17 protein-coding genes are annotated in these 15152 nt (G+C 42.3%); 9 read left to right on the plus strand and 8 right to left on the minus strand.

The window, feature by feature from the left end; all coding sequences use genetic code 11:
• Positions 1-27: 27 nt before the first annotated feature.
• Together BUA59_RS06120 and BUA59_RS06125 are read right to left on the minus strand one after the other, a co-directional pair.
• Positions 28-951, minus strand: a complete 924-nt coding sequence (locus BUA59_RS06120) for a DUF808 domain-containing protein (RefSeq protein WP_072838838.1) — start codon at positions 949-951, stop codon at positions 28-30.
• Between the two features lie 37 nt (positions 952-988).
• Positions 989-1756, minus strand: a complete 768-nt coding sequence (locus BUA59_RS06125) for an IclR family transcriptional regulator (RefSeq protein WP_072838839.1) — start codon at positions 1754-1756, stop codon at positions 989-991.
• A 173-nt stretch (positions 1757-1929) separates the two neighbouring features.
• Between BUA59_RS06125 and BUA59_RS06130 the strand changes: the two genes are divergently transcribed.
• The 3 genes from BUA59_RS06130 (at position 1930) to BUA59_RS06140 (ending at position 4787) form a co-directional block, all read left to right on the plus strand.
• Positions 1930-3114 carry a GAK system CofD-like protein gene (locus BUA59_RS06130; RefSeq protein ID WP_072838840.1) on the plus strand — a complete coding sequence of 395 codons (1185 nt, stop codon included), beginning with the start codon at positions 1930-1932 and terminating at the stop codon, positions 3112-3114.
• A gap of 168 nt (positions 3115-3282) precedes the next feature.
• A complete protein-coding gene (locus BUA59_RS06135; RefSeq protein ID WP_072838841.1) occupies positions 3283-4305 on the plus strand; it encodes a response regulator in 1023 nt (340 codons plus the stop codon).
• A complete protein-coding gene (locus BUA59_RS06140; RefSeq protein WP_072838842.1) occupies positions 4302-4787 on the plus strand; it encodes a transcriptional regulator in 486 nt (161 codons plus the stop codon). Before BUA59_RS06135 ends, BUA59_RS06140 begins: the two co-directional genes overlap by 4 nt.
• An 84-nt stretch (positions 4788-4871) precedes the next feature.
• On the opposite strand, the gene BUA59_RS06145 is transcribed toward BUA59_RS06140, so the two are convergent.
• Positions 4872-5378, minus strand: a complete 507-nt coding sequence (locus tag BUA59_RS06145; protein ID WP_072838843.1) for an ATP-dependent zinc protease family protein — start codon at positions 5376-5378, stop codon at positions 4872-4874.
• Positions 5379-5603: 225 nt separating this feature from the next.
• Here BUA59_RS06145 and BUA59_RS06150 point away from each other — a divergent pair, with 225 nt between their 5' ends.
• Complete coding sequence (locus BUA59_RS06150) at positions 5604-6524, plus strand: D-hexose-6-phosphate mutarotase (protein ID WP_072838844.1); 921 nt, start codon at positions 5604-5606, stop codon at positions 6522-6524.
• A gap of 155 nt (positions 6525-6679) precedes the next feature.
• Here the strand turns inward: BUA59_RS06150 and BUA59_RS06155 are convergent, their stop codons facing one another.
• Positions 6680-7456, minus strand: coding sequence for an exodeoxyribonuclease III (locus tag BUA59_RS06155; RefSeq protein ID WP_072838845.1), 777 nt, complete (start codon positions 7454-7456; stop codon positions 6680-6682).
• Positions 7457-7575: 119 nt separating this feature from the next.
• Here BUA59_RS06155 and pyrE point away from each other — a divergent pair, with 119 nt between their 5' ends.
• Positions 7576-8223, plus strand: a complete 648-nt coding sequence (gene pyrE, locus BUA59_RS06160) for an orotate phosphoribosyltransferase (RefSeq protein WP_011978448.1) — start codon at positions 7576-7578, stop codon at positions 8221-8223.
• A 40-nt stretch (positions 8224-8263) separates the two neighbouring features.
• Here pyrE and slmA read toward each other — a convergent pair whose 3' ends face one another.
• The 4 genes from slmA to coaBC form a co-directional block, all read right to left on the minus strand.
• Complete coding sequence (gene slmA / locus BUA59_RS06165; RefSeq protein WP_011978449.1) at positions 8264-8857, minus strand: nucleoid occlusion factor SlmA; 594 nt, start codon at positions 8855-8857, stop codon at positions 8264-8266.
• Positions 8858-8934: 77 nt separating this feature from the next.
• A complete protein-coding gene (gene argB / locus BUA59_RS06170; protein ID WP_072838846.1) occupies positions 8935-9843 on the minus strand; it encodes an acetylglutamate kinase in 909 nt (302 codons plus the stop codon).
• A 322-nt stretch (positions 9844-10165) separates the two neighbouring features.
• Positions 10166-10624 (minus strand): dUTP diphosphatase, encoded by a 459-nt coding sequence (gene dut / locus BUA59_RS06175; RefSeq protein ID WP_011978451.1) that lies wholly within the window; start codon positions 10622-10624, stop codon positions 10166-10168.
• Between the two features lie 37 nt (positions 10625-10661).
• Entirely contained in the window at positions 10662-11885 is a 1224-nt protein-coding gene (gene coaBC, locus BUA59_RS06180) for a bifunctional phosphopantothenoylcysteine decarboxylase/phosphopantothenate--cysteine ligase CoaBC (protein WP_072838847.1), read from the minus strand.
• A 136-nt stretch (positions 11886-12021) separates the two neighbouring features.
• Here coaBC and radC point away from each other — a divergent pair, with 136 nt between their 5' ends.
• From radC to rpmB, 4 genes are all read left to right on the plus strand, one after another.
• Positions 12022-12696 carry a RadC family protein gene (gene radC / locus BUA59_RS06185; RefSeq protein ID WP_072838848.1) on the plus strand — a complete coding sequence of 225 codons (675 nt, stop codon included), beginning with the start codon at positions 12022-12024 and terminating at the stop codon, positions 12694-12696.
• Between the two features lie 228 nt (positions 12697-12924).
• Positions 12925-13251, plus strand: a complete 327-nt coding sequence (locus BUA59_RS06190; RefSeq protein ID WP_072838849.1) for a helix-turn-helix transcriptional regulator — start codon at positions 12925-12927, stop codon at positions 13249-13251.
• On the plus strand, positions 13245-14561 hold the full coding sequence (locus BUA59_RS06195) for a type II toxin-antitoxin system HipA family toxin (RefSeq protein ID WP_072838850.1): 1317 nt from the start codon (positions 13245-13247) through the stop codon (positions 14559-14561). The genes BUA59_RS06190 and BUA59_RS06195 overlap by 7 nt, the downstream gene beginning before the upstream one ends.
• Positions 14562-14910: 349 nt before the next feature.
• A complete protein-coding gene (gene rpmB / locus BUA59_RS06200; RefSeq protein ID WP_072838851.1) occupies positions 14911-15147 on the plus strand; it encodes a 50S ribosomal protein L28 in 237 nt (78 codons plus the stop codon).
• Positions 15148-15152 lie beyond the last annotated feature (5 nt).

The raw sequence follows: 15152 nt of genomic DNA on the forward strand, positions 1-15152 counted from the left end.
TGCTTGTCGTGTGGTTTATTGAGTTTCTTAGGTTTTTTTCTTGTTATCTTTTATCTTATTGAAAAGTGAAGCAATGCCAACGGCAACGCCACCTAGAATTAAGCCAACTGAGAAGCTAATGCCAGTGTTTATTAAGCCTGTAACAAGTGGGATTTGAGCGATTTCACCAGACACTGCCATGTCAGCAAGATGATGCAACGTTGGCAAGCCATGAACAAAAATACCGCCGCCCACTAAGAACATAGCAATGGTGCCGACGATGGTCAAAAGGCGGATCAGCATTGGCGCGCCTTTCAATATGACTAAACCAAGTTGTTTGACGAATACGGTTTTTGATTGGTTTAGGTGTAAGCCAATATCATCAAGACGCACGATTAACCCAACCAAGAAATATACACCGGCGGTGACAATAACAGCGATCAGGCTAACGACAATGGCTTGTGTTAATAAGCTTTGTCCCGCCACGGTGCCAAGGGCAATAACGATAATCTCGGCCGATAAAACGAAATCGGTACGAATAGCGCCTTTCACTTTGCTTTTTTCTAGGGCTAATAGCTCTTTCGCTGAGTTCGCTTGCTTGACGTTCTTTCTTAGTGTTTCTTTTTCTTCATGGTTGTCTTTAAAAGTGTGAAGGACTTTTTCCACGCCTTCAAAACACAGATACAAGCCGCCGGCCATTAATAAAGGCTGAATCAGCCAAGGTATAAACGCGCTGATGGCTAGCGCTAACGGCACAAGAATTAGTTTGTTAAGAAAGGAGCCTTTGGCCACCGCCCAGACGACAGGCAATTCACGATCTGCTTTGACACCTGAAACTTGTTCGGCGTTTAACGCAAGATCATCACCTAGTACGCCTGCGGTTTTTTTGGCCGCGACTTTGGAGAAAACAGCAACATCGTCCAGCAATGTAGTGATGTCATCAAGAAGTGCTAGTAAGCCTGTCATTGCCATGATCGTTTTCCCTGTGAAAATAAAGTGTCTTTATTACTTATTCGCAGGCGCCCAATCGTTTTGAAATGGTATCTGCTGCTTGTTTGACTTGTACTTTCATTTCTTCATAAACGTCGTCGTTGGTACGAAAAGCGGGAGCAGTCACACTAATGGCTGCCACGGCTTCATTGCGTGAATTGAAAATCGGTGCCGCTGCACACTTTATACCTATTTCATGTTCTTCTAAGTCGAGAGAAATACCCGTTGTTCGAATAAGTTCTAGATTGGCTTTTAGGGCTTCAGAAGAGGTCAATGTATGTTCTGTGTGGCGAAAAAATGCTTGAGTGTCGATGACTGCTTGTTGTTTATCGTCTGGTAAAAACGCTAGCATGGCTTTGCCAACACCTGTGCAATAGACAGGACCTTTTTTGCCAACAGCTGAGTACAGCCGCAGACTTTTTGGGCTTTCTAGTTTATCAATATAAATCACATCAGAGCCATCTAGGACAGCAAGGTGAATGGTTTCTTGTGTGCTTGACCATAAGTCTCGCATCGGCTCAGCGGCAATATCTCGAATATCTAAATTAGCCCAAGTGCGATGAGCAAGAGCAAGTAATCCATAACCCGGATAATAGGCTTGTTTGTGTTCGTCGAAGCGGACTAGACCATGTTCGAGTAAGGTGTTTAATTGCCGATGAGCGGTAGCTTTAGGGAGTTCTGAAAGATCAACTAATTCAGCAAAACGTAAGGGTACCGGAGACGTACAAACATGGTTTAGCATGTTTAACGCTTTGCTAAGTGATGACCCCGAGGTTTTGGTTTCCATGACGTTTCCTGTTGGTAATACGTGCTATTGTTTATTTCTCATTAGACATTTTAGCACCCTGTAGGATGGGAAGATAATACTCACCCATTTAAATATATTGTCACAACGCTTTGTTTTTTGATTTGCTATTATAGCGTTGTTTCTATTTTGGTTTTATATAGATGAGGATTTGTATGACAAGCTCTATGCGTATTTGGCGTCGTATGATTATGCCTGATCTCGTTCGTGTTCATCGTTATCAGAGCTTGCCTGAGCAAGGCCCAAAGGTATTGTTTTTTAGTGGGGGCTCGGCTTTGAATAAAATTAGTCGAGTGTTTAAAGAATACACACATCATTCAGTACACTTAGTGACACCTTTTGATTCGGGTGGCAGTTCTGCACGATTGCGTGCTGAATTTGATATTCCTGCGGTCGGAGATTTGCGCAGTCGCTTAATGGCGTTAGCAGACGAAACCGTAATGGGTCAGCCAGAAGTATATGATTTATTTACGCATCGTCTTCCTCAGCAAGCGGAAGCGTTAGCATTAAGAGAGCAGTTGCAGCTGTTGGTGTTGGGTGAGCATCCGTTAATTGAGTGTATTCCTAACCCGATGAAAGCCTTGATTCAAACGCATTTAGCGGTGACTCAAGCACGTATTAATGCTGATTTTGATTTGCGCGGTGCCAGTATTGGTAATCTGATTATGGCTGGTGGATATTTAAATAATCAGCAGCAGTTGGATCCGATCGTTTTTTTGTTTTCGCGATTAGTTAAAGCTTTAGGTGAAGTGAAAACGACACTGGATGCTAGCTTGCATTTGGGTGTCGAACTTGATAACGGCGAAATTGTCTTAGGGCAGCATAGGATTACGGGAAAAGAAACTGATGAGCTGTCTAGCCCGATAAAGCGTATGTGGTTAAACAAAGGTTTACGTAATATTGTGCCGACGAATTGTCATATCGCGGATGATCGTAAAGACGCCATCGAAAGTGCTGACTTGATTTGTTATCCACCAGGTAGCTTTTATAGCAGTTTACTTGCCAATCTTTTGCCTGAGGGTGTTGGTAGATCGATTTGCCAAAACCCTAACCCTAAAGTGTATTTGCCCAATTTGGGTACTGACCCAGAGCAACATGGGTTGTCATTAATGGAACGAGTAAAACGTTTAGTTTCTACGGTTATGGCCGATACAGGGGCTACTGGTTTGTACTCAGCATTGGATTATCTGTTACTTGATGATTCATATAATTATGGCGAGCTAGACTGCCAATTATTGAATGGTCTAAATGTTGTTGTTATAAGAACGCCATTGATTACTGAAAAGCAGCATAAGTACGATGAGCGTTTAGTTGCTAGAGCTTTGTTGTCTTTTGTTTAAATTCACAGACTTAAGTGACAAAAAAAGTTTGTGCTATCTTTAAATAAGATAATTAAATGCGGCTTGGATTAATTCTGGTTACGTGACGTAACATTTTTGTGTTTTTAAAAACAAGGTCTTAAGTGTCATAGTATGTAGTATATGGTACTGATCAAAAAGAGAGTGGTAATGAGTACACGAGTACTGATTTGTGACGATTCAAAAATTGCGCGTAAGCAATTAGCAAAAATATTACCGATAGACTGGGATGTCGAAGTCGAGTTTGCTGAAGACGGTCAAGAAGCACTGGATATATTATCGTCTTCTGCTTTTGATATTTTATTCTTAGATTTAAATATGCCGGTGAAAGACGGCTATGAAACCCTTGAAGTCTTGCGGTCTTTTAATCCGTCACCTGCTGTCATCGTTGTGTCTGGTGATGTTCAACCAAAGGCCATTCAGCGGGTAAAGGATATGGGAGCAATTGCCTTCCATAAAAAACCAGCATCCGCAGAAGAACTACGTAACTTACTAATTTCTTTGGGACTTTTCTCAACTGATAATGATGATAAGCAAAATAAGGTTGTTGTCGATCAGCCTACAGCTGCAGAGCAGTTTACGCTTAATGAATGCTTGCAAGAAATTTCGAATATTGCCATGGGGCGTGCTGCTGGTGTTTTAGCAGAGATGCTGAATGTATTTATTAAATTGCCAGTTCCGAGAGTTAATATTTTGGAGGTTGGCGAACTGCAAATGGCACTTGATTACAGTGTTAAAGATGACAGCTGTTCAGCGGTTTCACAAGGTTTTGTTGGTTCTGGTATTGCATTTGAAACACTGCTTATTTTTAGTGATTCCAGCTTCCCTGATATGGCGAAACTTTTAGGCGTGACGGACACCATTACTAGAGAGTTAGAAACAGAGCTCTTGATGGATGTGTCTTCTGTTTTGGTGGGCCCTTTTATGGCCGCCATTGGCAAGCAGCTTAATATCGATTTTAGTCACAGTCATCCGTTATTACTGGGTCAACACGTTAAAATTGCAGACTTGATTAACGAAAAGAAAGCTACATGGAAAAGAACGTTAGCGGTTGAAATTGTTTATGAAGTGGAAAACTATCAAATTAGTTGTGACTTAATTATGCTTTTTACCGAGGATTCTGTGCCGACACTAGAAAATTTATTGTCCTTTTTGGTTGAGGAAGACGAATGAGTAATAAAGCAGAAGGAATGGCAGATCTTCACTGGATGTTCGATATGCTTCATCATATCGATGTCGGGCTTGTGGTCTTGGATTCGAAATATCGGGTGCAGCTATGGAATAATTTTATGGAAAACCATAGCGGTATTAGTTCATCGATAGCGAAGCAGCAATCTCTACTCACTCTTTATCCAGAATTGGATACGGGGTGGTTACACCAGAAGTTAGATAATGTTTTTGGTTTGAAAACACCGATTTTTATATCGTGGGAGCAGCGGCCTTACTTATTTCCATTTAAGAGTTATCGCCCAATTACTGGAATTGCGGATAAAATGTATCAGAATGTGGCAATACGCCCGATATCGAGTCCAGATGGATCAATCAAGAATATTTGCTTGGTCGTCTATGATGTGACTGATATTGCAACCAATAAAATGGCGTTATCTTCCGCTAACCAGAAATTACGACGTTTGAGTCAAGCTCTATCTAAATAGCTCTTTCTAAATATAAGCAGCGTTCTCTAAATAGGAAAAGTGCCTTCCTTTTGTATATTCGGTGGAAATAAGGAAGGCAATTTTTTACTGTTTCTTCTTTGCTGTTTTTTTCGCCGGGATTTTATAGAGCTCTACAAAGTTTTCTTCCTGCCTGTCACCCTGTAGGCATAGGCCCTCAGGGTCGATGAGAACGCGTCCATTCATTGCTTCCCGCCCAAGTAACATTCTGTAGCCCATGCTGTCACGATTGGTTAGCGTGACTTCTGCTTCCCATGAGATACCGCCAAGAGAAAGGGGTATGCGAATGACTGGGCGGCTTTCTTTGTCTCCGCTAGAGCTTTTAATGACTCTTTGATCAACAAGCTGGGCTTCGCAATGCACGGTTACTTTACGATTTTTTTGTAGAGGATGAACTTCAAAGCTTACCCAGCTCTCACCATCACGAGAAAAACGTACGATATTGATTGCATGCATTGATGATGTTTTTGCGCCCGAATCTACTCGTGCTTTAATCGCTGGGATATTAAGGGAAGGAAATGCGCACCATTCGTCGCAGCCAATGACCATTTTGGGTTCGTTCTGTTGATTCATAAAAAATATGACACCTTTTAAAATGAAAGCAGCATACGTTAACGATAATGAAAACGTGCCCTAAGTTGCTGTGTTTTATAGCGTAAAAGTGCGATCAGGTTAAGTCTTTATTGATACACAACAAGGTTACCCGTTTTGTTATATTGTCAGTATAAGCTCAAACTATTGTAATCATGGCATCTAAAGTTAATATGGGCGTACGAAATTACTTTAATGGAGTTGTTGATGAATGGCCGACTGATGCAAGAGTTGGAAGAATTGGGTGGTGAAATACGCCCAGCAAGCTTAAGAAAGTGCGACGAGATCGTCATTGAGCAACCAGGCTTTAGTACGGTCATTGCCTTATGGGGCGGGCATTTGGAGAGTTTCATTCCTGCGGGTCAAGAGGATCTGTTATTTCAATCGACAAATCCTGGTGGTGAAGGCCGTTTTGGGCGTCGTCACTTTGGTGTTCCTGTTTGTTGGCCTTGGTTTGGTGCTAATGAGACGCATGCGGATTTCCCTGCACACGGTCTTGCTCGTTATTTTCGCTGGGAATTCATTGAGGCAGGGCGTTTTAAAAATGGTGATGTGAAAATCGTCATTCGTTTGGCTTCAGAAGATCACCCTTTGATCGAAGAGATGTGGCCATTTGCCTTTGAGTTACGACAAGTCTTTCGTTTCTCTAATAAGGGTTTTCGAGTGAATTTCTCGGCGGCGAATCTATCCGATAAGCCGATGCTAATTAGCGAAGCTTTGCACACCTATTTTAATGTTTCAGATAACCAAACGGCTGAAGTGCATGGCTTAGATCAAGTAAGTTATGTCGATAAGTTTGATAATGGCAGTCAGAATTTGCAACAAGGTGCAGTGACACCATGTGATCACATGGACAGGGTGTATACTTCTGCTCCAGAAAAATGTGAAATCCTAGATGCTGGATTGCAAAGAAGATTGGTGATCAGCACAGAAGGTAGTAACAGTACTGTGTTGTGGAACCCAGGTGCAGAAATTGCTAAGCAGCGCACTGATATGGAAGATGATGACTATCGTCGTTTCGTCTGTGTCGAGGCTGGTAACGCGCTTAGTGATGCTTATAGCATTCCAGTCGGTGGAATTCATCAGCTTAAGTTAAAAGTGAAGAGCAAGTCACTGGTGGACGAATAACTTTCTACAAAGACTCCATAGACAGTTTAATACATAAAAAAGCCCGCTGGTGTTGACTGTTTAAATATTAAAAGTCACACCTAGCGGGCTTTTTAGTTTTTGATTTTCAATTCCAATGAAAAAACTGTGTTCTTTCATTGGAATTGATGCAGCGCTTAATCAATATTATATTCCATGATTAATGGTGCGTGATCTGAAAATCGTTGGCCTTTATAAATCGTGCCGCCTTGGATCAGATTTTTGATGCCTGGAGTGGTGATTTGGTAATCTAAACGACCACCTTCATCTAATTTCCATGCACGTTCATAATCTGGCCACCAAGTATATTGCTTGTCTTGCTTGTTTACTTGGCGGAAAGCGTCGATGTATTCCAGCTCATTGAAAATTTCATTTATCCACTTACGTTCTTCTGGTAAGAAGCCAGAGTTACGTTGATTGACGAACCAGCTGCTCACATCGATCGGTGAACGAGCAACATTGGCTGTACCGCAGAAAATAAATTCACGACGCTTGCGACGAGTTTTAATGAGATGGTTTTTAAAACCTTCCATAAAACGATACTTATGTTCTTGCAGCGTTTCCTCGTGGTTTGAACCGTGAGGTGTCAAGAAAGCTCCAATGCTGACTTTATCGAAATCCGCTTGAATAAAACGACCTTCAAAGTCGCATTCAGGGAATCCCATGCCAGTCATAATGGCTTTAGGCATGGTTTTGCAATAGATAGCCACACCTGCTTGCTCTGGATTTTCCATCGAGTCAAAGAAGTATGTGTTATACCCAGGTGGGAAAAACACACTGTCATTTAGTGTGCGTTCATCTGCCTGTATGTCTTGCAGACACACAACATCTGGGTCCTGACGAACCATCCATTCAAAAAAGCCGCGTTCTGCTGCTTGTCTTATACCGTTTACATTAAGGCTGATGACCTTCATTTCTGGTCCCTACAATTCCTAGCCGTGTGTTATATTAGCGCCTATCCAATGTTGGCATGGCTTCGCTCGTTCTTGGCGGCGCTTTGTTGTGTACTATTTATTATCTTTCTGGAGTTGGCATGAAACCTTACCAAAGAGACTTTATCGAATTCGCTATTGAACAAAACGTGTTGCGCTTTGGCGAATTTACGCTTAAATCAGGTCGCGTAAGTCCTTACTTTTTTAATGCAGGCCTATTTAGTTCTGGGCAAGCATTAGCTAAATTAGGGCGCTTTTACGCAACCTCATTAATGGAAGCAAATGTTCCATTTGATGTTCTATTTGGCCCTGCCTATAAAGGCATTCCATTGGCAACGACCACAGCTGTTGCTCTCTATGATCATCATAATGTAGACACACCATACGTTTTCAACCGTAAAGAAGCAAAAACTCACGGTGAAGGCGGTTCTCTAGTGGGTGCTCCGTTAGCTGGTAACGTCATGATTATCGATGACGTTATTACTGCAGGAACTGCCATTCGAGAAGTGATGGCTATAATTCAACAAGCCAATGCCCTTCCGGCTGGTGTTCTTATCGCCTTGGATCGTCAAGAACGAGGCCAAGGTGAATTGTCTGCTATCCAAGAAGTCGAACGTGACTTCGGTATGCCTGTTATTAGTATCGTATCTTTAAATGACATCATGACGTATTTGGCAGAACAGGATTCTCCTGAATTTGCTAAACATCTTGATGCCGTTAAAGCATATCGCCTTCAATACGGAATTTAATGCTAATACAAATACTAAGGTTTGAGGTTTTCCTCAAGCCTTAGCGATTTAGCATCAAGTTCTGTGCCAATACTGTCCATTGTTCGGGCCAAATTTCCATTGGCTTAACTTTGAACTCGCTACGAACGTAATGGCGTATTTTTCCTTCGATAATAGCTATCAGGAAATTTGCACAAGGCGCAACGCCCATCGCAGGTCGTAAACCCTGTTTCAAGTCTGCTTCACGAATAACTTGTTTGAGCTGGGTTTCAATGCGATCAAATACTTGGGTAATACGAACGCGTAAACGCTCAGTTTCGCCTGCTAACGCATCGGCTGTTAGCAAACGACACATACCAGGGTTTTGTTCAGCAAATCCTAGTACTAGTGTGACTATCATCTCTATTCGAGCAATCACGTTGCTTTCTTCTTGTACGATACGGTTGATGCGCGTGAAGAGACTTTCCTCAATAAACTCGATCAAACCTTCAAACATCTTAGCTTTACTGGGAAAATGACGATACAACGCCGCTTCTGACACACCAACTTGCTTTGCTAAAGCGGCCGTAGTGATACGTGCTCCTGGGCTGCTTTCTAGCATTTGAGCGAGCGCTTGCAATATCTGTGTGCGACGATCGTTTTTCTTGTTGCTCATTTTTCGTGTCCAGTTTTTAACCAGTGTTGTTAATTGCTAGTATCGTTAAGTGATAGTATCAACAAAAGCGAAAAATCTTATTCGCCAACCTTGGTGTTTGATATTAGTGTACCAACGCCAGTGTCGGTGAATATTTCCAATAAAGTCGCATGTGGAACTCGTCCATCAATAATATGAGCGCTTGTTACGCCTGCATTAACTGCTGATAGCGCGCAGCTGATCTTAGGTAACATGCCGCCATAAATCGTGCCGTCAGCAATCAAGGCATCGACTTGCGCTGTGCTCAATCCAGTTAACACATTGCCTTGTTTGTCCTGTACGCCTGAAATATTGGTCAGTAGCATAAGCTTTTCTGCGCCAACCGCTTCGGCTACTTTACCGGCAACAAGATCTGCATTGATGTTATAAGAGTTACCCTCGTCATCCACACCAATTGGTGCAATAACTGGAATCAGGTCGCTGTTTTCAAAGAACTTTAAGAAGCTGGTGTCGACACTGGCGACTTCGCCAACGTGGCCAATATCCACTTGTTCTGGTGCTGTCATGCCTTCCGCTTGGTGTTTTACAAAAAGCTTCTTTGCTTTAATGAAGCGGCTGTCTTTACCTGTGATGCCGATGGCTTTACCGCCAGCTTCACAAATTAAGTTAACGATTTCTTTGTTTACTTGACCGCCTAGTACCATCTCAACTACATCCATGGTTGCGGTATCGGTTACTCGCATGCCATTGATGAATTTTGATTCGATGTTCAGTTTAGCAAGCATTTCACCAATTTGTGGGCCGCCACCGTGAACCACGATAGGGTTAATACCAATGGCTTTCATTAAAACGATATCTCGTGCAAAACCTGCTTGTAGGTTTTCATCTGTCATGGCATTGCCGCCGTATTTAATAACCAGCGTTTTACCAGCAAAGCGCTGAATGTAAGGAAGCGATTCGCTTAAAACCTTAGCAACATCTAAAGCAGACTCACGAGAAAAAGCCACGGATTATGTACTCCTGTAAACAAAAATGGGTCGCACAAAAAAATATACAAACTTGATAGGTGTATTGTTCTATCAACGACAAAATATACTTACTAAGTATGGCAAAACGGTGACAGCCAAGGCTGACAACGAGTGTAAGCAACCACTTAGGTTTGAAATAATAGCGTGATCTTGAAGGATTAACTATAGAAATTTGTATGAAACTTACGAAGTTTAGACTTATGAAAGTTAATTTCGTTTGTGTGAAGAAAGATGAGTGAATGAATGTGGTGACGAACACGAAAAGGGTGAATTAATCTCACTCTTTTCGTGTGTTTTTTGCTTATTTTGTGCCTGTGTGGCCAAAGCCGCCTTCGCCACGTTCAGTACTTTCGAATTCAGTAACAATATTAAATTCAGCTTGAACGACAGGTAGTAGAACTAATTGCGCAACACGCTCACCTGGTTCGATAGTGAATGTCGTATTACCGCGATTCCAACAGGAAACCATTAGCTCGCCTTGGTAATCCGAGTCGATTAAACCAACCAAGTTACCCAAAACGATACCATGTTTATGACCTAATCCAGAGCGTGGCAAAATCGTCGCAGCCAGATTTGGGTCTTGGATATAAATAGACAAACCAGTTGGTAGTAGTGTCGTTTCACCCGGAGCAAGATCAATCGCTTGATCAAGGCAAGCGCGCAAATCTAAACCAGCAGAACCCTCAGTTGCGTAGGTTGGCAGCGGAATCTCTTTGCCGATTTTGTCGCTAAGGATTTTTAATTGAATAGCTTGTTTCATGGTTATCTTCTCTTTTTCTCTTAATTCATGATGGGTGTTAAGACGAGGATTTAATATGTTGTTGAATAAATTCAACGAGTTGATTTGCTAGCTCGCTTTTTGCGGCTTTATCTGGAGACCAAGTTTTGTCTTGAGTGATAACAGTGACTTGGTTTTCATCTTGATTGAAGCCAATGTCGGTACGAGAAACGTCATTGGCGATAATAATATCCAGACCTTTTCGTTCCAGTTTGCTTTTCGCGTATTCGATCACATTTTGTGTTTCTGCGGCAAAGCCAACGATGGTTTTTGCACGTTTGTGTTTGGCAAGCGTGGCGATGATGTCTGGATTTTTTACTAATGTCAGGGTGATTTCATCGGTATCGGATTGCTTTTTCATCTTCTGGTCGTTAGCGGCTTTCATTTTAAAGTCTGCAACCGCAGCGGCACCAATGAACACATCGGCTTGTGTGTTCATGCTTCGCTCACAAGCCGCCAGCATGTCATCGGCACTTTTTACAGCAATGATGTTTGCACCAGCAGGCGTTGCTATTTGCACTGGGCCACTTATTAATGTGACCCTTGCGCCACGAGCAATCGCAGCAGATGCGAGAGCATACCCCATTTTTCCTGAGCTGTGATTACTGATGTAACGAACAGGATCGATGGCTTCCATCGTTGGGCCTGCAGTAATCACCCAATGTTGTCCCGCCAAATCTTGTTTGATCGATGAACCTTGGAAATGCGTGATGACAGCATTGAAAATATCACTCGGCTCGCTCATGCGCCCAGGCCCAATGTCACCGCAAGCTTGAGCACCATCAGCAGGTCCGATGTTTAATACGCCTCGTTCGGCCAGTAGTTTTGCATTGGCTTGTGTTGCAGGATGACGCCACATGGCTTGGTTCATCGCAGGAGCAAGCAAAACAGGGGATTCGGTGGCTAAACATAGGGTGCTTAATAAGTCGTTTGCCATGCCTTGAGCATAACGAGCCATGAAGTCAGCTGAAGCGGGTGCTATTACAATTAAGTCCGCCCATTTCGCCAGTTCTATATGTCCCATTCCAGCTTCGGCATTTGGGTCTAATAAGGTACTGCGTACTGGATGGCCAGAAATTGCTTGTAGGGTCATTTCCGTGACAAAAGCCTTTGCGCCTTCTGTTAAAACGACTTGCACCTCTGCGCCAGCCTTAGTTAATAAACGAATTAGTTCGATGCTTTTATAAGCAGCGATGCCGCCAGTAATGCCTAATAAAATGCGTTTTTGAGCGAGATTTGACATAAAAAACTTCTCAATTCGATCTGTGATAGATAAGGTTAACAAATAAGGCAGGAAGCCTTTTGCGGTTATATATATGCCGCCGCTATATTTGTTTGTCTAAATAAGAGCAAGATTATCATGTATCAAGGAGTAGATCATGAGTATTAAACATTGGCCGGAGCAAGAGAGGCCGCGCGAGAAGTTAATCCAGCAAGGCGCAGGCGCGTTAAGTGACTCTGAGCTTTTGGCTATTTTTCTTCGTACTGGAACGCAAGGTATCAGTGCGGTAGAACTTGCTCGACAACTACTGACTCAGTTTGGCGGGTTGCGTTCGTTAATGTCGGCCAGTCGAGAAGAGTTTTGCCAAGGCTTTGGCCTTGGTGATGCTAAATATACCCAGCTACAAGCTGTACTTGAGATGTCCAAGCGTCATTTACAAGAACAGCTGATGCGCGAAACAGTGTTCGCTAGTGCAGAACATGTTCGAACCTATCTTTCTTCCCAGTTGCGTCATTCTCCACGAGAAGTCTTCGCGGTGCTTTTCTTAGACACGCAACACAGATTGATCCGCTATCAAGAACTCTTCATGGGAACCATTGATGCCGCGGCAGTATATCCGCGTGAAGTTGTTAAAGCCGCGCTGCAATATAACGCCGCCGCGGTCATTCTGGCTCATAACCATCCAAGCGGTATCGCAGAACCCAGTCAGGCCGATATCAGTATTACCGATAAAATTAAACGTGCGCTAGACCTCGTTGATGTGCGATTGCTCGATCACTTTGTCGTCGGTGATGGCTCGCCTGTTTCGTTAGCGGAGAGGGGATTGGTGTAGGCACTGCTTTTAAGTCTGATAATAGAAAAATGAGAAGTAGTTTGTATGTTATTTAATTTTTTAATTTCGTTTAAAGTTCCTATTTGGTTACTTTATATAGATTTTTAGGTGTCAAAGTAACTGTTTTAGGACTTAGTGTTGTTTTTCTTGATGATCTGTTCGGAAAGTTCTAAATTTAGGACATAAAGGTTATTTTAATCTTACAATGTCACTATATTGGAACTTTGTATGGCTATCGAAAAATCTGCGGCCGCTCTTGCTGAGGAGCTTGGTGAACGTTTAAAGCAGGCTAGGTTGAATCTTAACCTGACTCAGTCTGAGGTCGCGGCACTTGCTGGCGTTGCTCGGAAAACGGTTTTAAATGCCGAAAAAGGGAAAGTGCAATTAGAAGTGTTTGTGGCAATCATGATTGCACTGAATTTAACGGATCAATTGAATTTATTCCTGCCAAAACAAGAAATATCACCATTGCAGCTGGCTAAGCTAGAGGGCAAAAAACGGCAGCGAGCGTCAGGAGTGCATCGAGAAAATAATAAAGGGATATCAGAATGGTAATGGAAGTTATTAAGGTCTCTTATCAAGGTCATGATGTTGGGGCTGTAAGCTTTGATGTCGAAAAAGGCATAGGAGCTTTTGAATATACAGCAAGTTTTATAAAAAAAGGGATAGAGCTTTCTCCTCTTAAAATGCCGTTATCCAGACGGATTTTTAGTTTTCCTGAACTTGATTTTAATACCTTTAAAGGCTTGCCAGGCTTAATAGCAGATTCTCTCCCCGATAACTTTGGTAACTCAGTTCTTAATGCTTGGGTGGCAAGTCAAGGTAAGTCTCCTAATGATATTTCTCCTCTACAACGGCTTCAATACACAGGGAAAAGAGGTATGGGGGCTTTGGAGTATTCACCCGCTACAAAGCTGCGTAGCTTGAATGCATCACAGCAAGTAGAAATTCAATCTCTTGTTTCAATCGCGCAAGAAATTTTAGATTCTCGTGGTGTATTTGAGGTAGAGCTTAATAAGGATGGACGAGAAGAAAGAGAAGCAATGCTGTCGTTACTCTCTGTTGGTATGAGTGCTGGCGGAGCAAGACCTAAGGCTGTACTGGCATTTAATAAAGACTTTACTCAAGTTCGCTCTGGGCAAACGACCGTTCCTGAAGGTTTTACTCATTACCTAATGAAATTTGATGGTGTAAATGAACACAATCAGAACCAAGAGACATTTGGGGATCCCTTAGGTTACGGAGCTATGGAATTTGTTTATTATTTGATGGCCAAAAGTTGTGGTATTAAAATGATGCCCTGTAGGTTGCTTGAAGAAGGTGGCAGGCGGCACTTTATAACGCAGCGTTTTGATCGCGTAAGTAATACCAAAGTTCATGTCCAGACGCTCAATGGGTTAGCCCATGTCGACTACAATAAACCAGGCTCATTTTCCTATGCAGAAATATTCAGTGTTGCTCGGCAATTAAAGCTGCCTGCAACTGATGCCCAGCAGATATTAAAGCGTATGGTATTTAATATTATTGCTCGGAATCATGATGATCATGCCAAAAATTTTGCTTTCATTCTGAAAAATGAGGGTTGGTCTTTAGCCCCTGCCTATGATTTGGCCTATAGCTACAAGCCTGGAAGTAAGTGGGTTAATAGTCATTGGATGAGTTTAAATGGAAAGAGAGATGGTTTTACGCGAGCGGATTTTTATAGTCTAGAGAAACTCAGCCCCTTATTTGGCAAGAGCAAAATTGACAGTATCGTCGATGAAACGATCGAATGTGTCTCTAGGTGGCCGACCTTAGCCCAAGAGTGGGGTGTTCCTAAGTTACTAATAGAAGAAATTTATTCTAATTTAAGGCTTAATCTTTAGATCAACGACAGAAAGCTAAAACTCGTTAGTATCCTTGGTTTAGTGGGGGAGGTGTTAGCTACGTTGTCTTTTTAGAAAAACATAGTATTAGAAGAACATAGTTGGGCTCTGCAGAGGTAGACGTTGGATTCGATAAGGAGCGCCATTATGTTTTTCTTTGATGCTTTTTGTTCGACAGAGTCAATTGATCATTTTTTAACAAAAGAATTGCTCAATTGGTTGGCTTATGGGAAAATGCGCGCCGCTATATCCTCGGTATGGGATTTTTTTGATTCATAAGGAATCATGCTCCGCCTGAGGAAGTGAAACACTTCCAATAATCTTTCTGGATAGCAAAAGGTATTTAATTATGTCTCGCGTATGTCAAGTTACTGGGAAGCGTCCTGTTACAGGTAACAACGTTTCTCACTCAAAACGCCGTACTAAACGTCGTTTTCTTCCTAACCTTCATTGGCACCGTTTTTGGGTCGAAGGTGAAAACCGTTACATCCGTTTACGTGTATCTTCTAAAGGTATGCGTATTATCGATAAAAAGGGCATTGAAACAGTTCTTGTTGAAATGCGCGCTAACGGCGAAAAAGTATAAGGATC

It is taken from the genome of Marinomonas polaris DSM 16579, from assembly GCF_900129155.1.
GTDB classification, from domain to species: Bacteria; Pseudomonadota; Gammaproteobacteria; order Pseudomonadales; family Marinomonadaceae; genus Marinomonas; species Marinomonas polaris.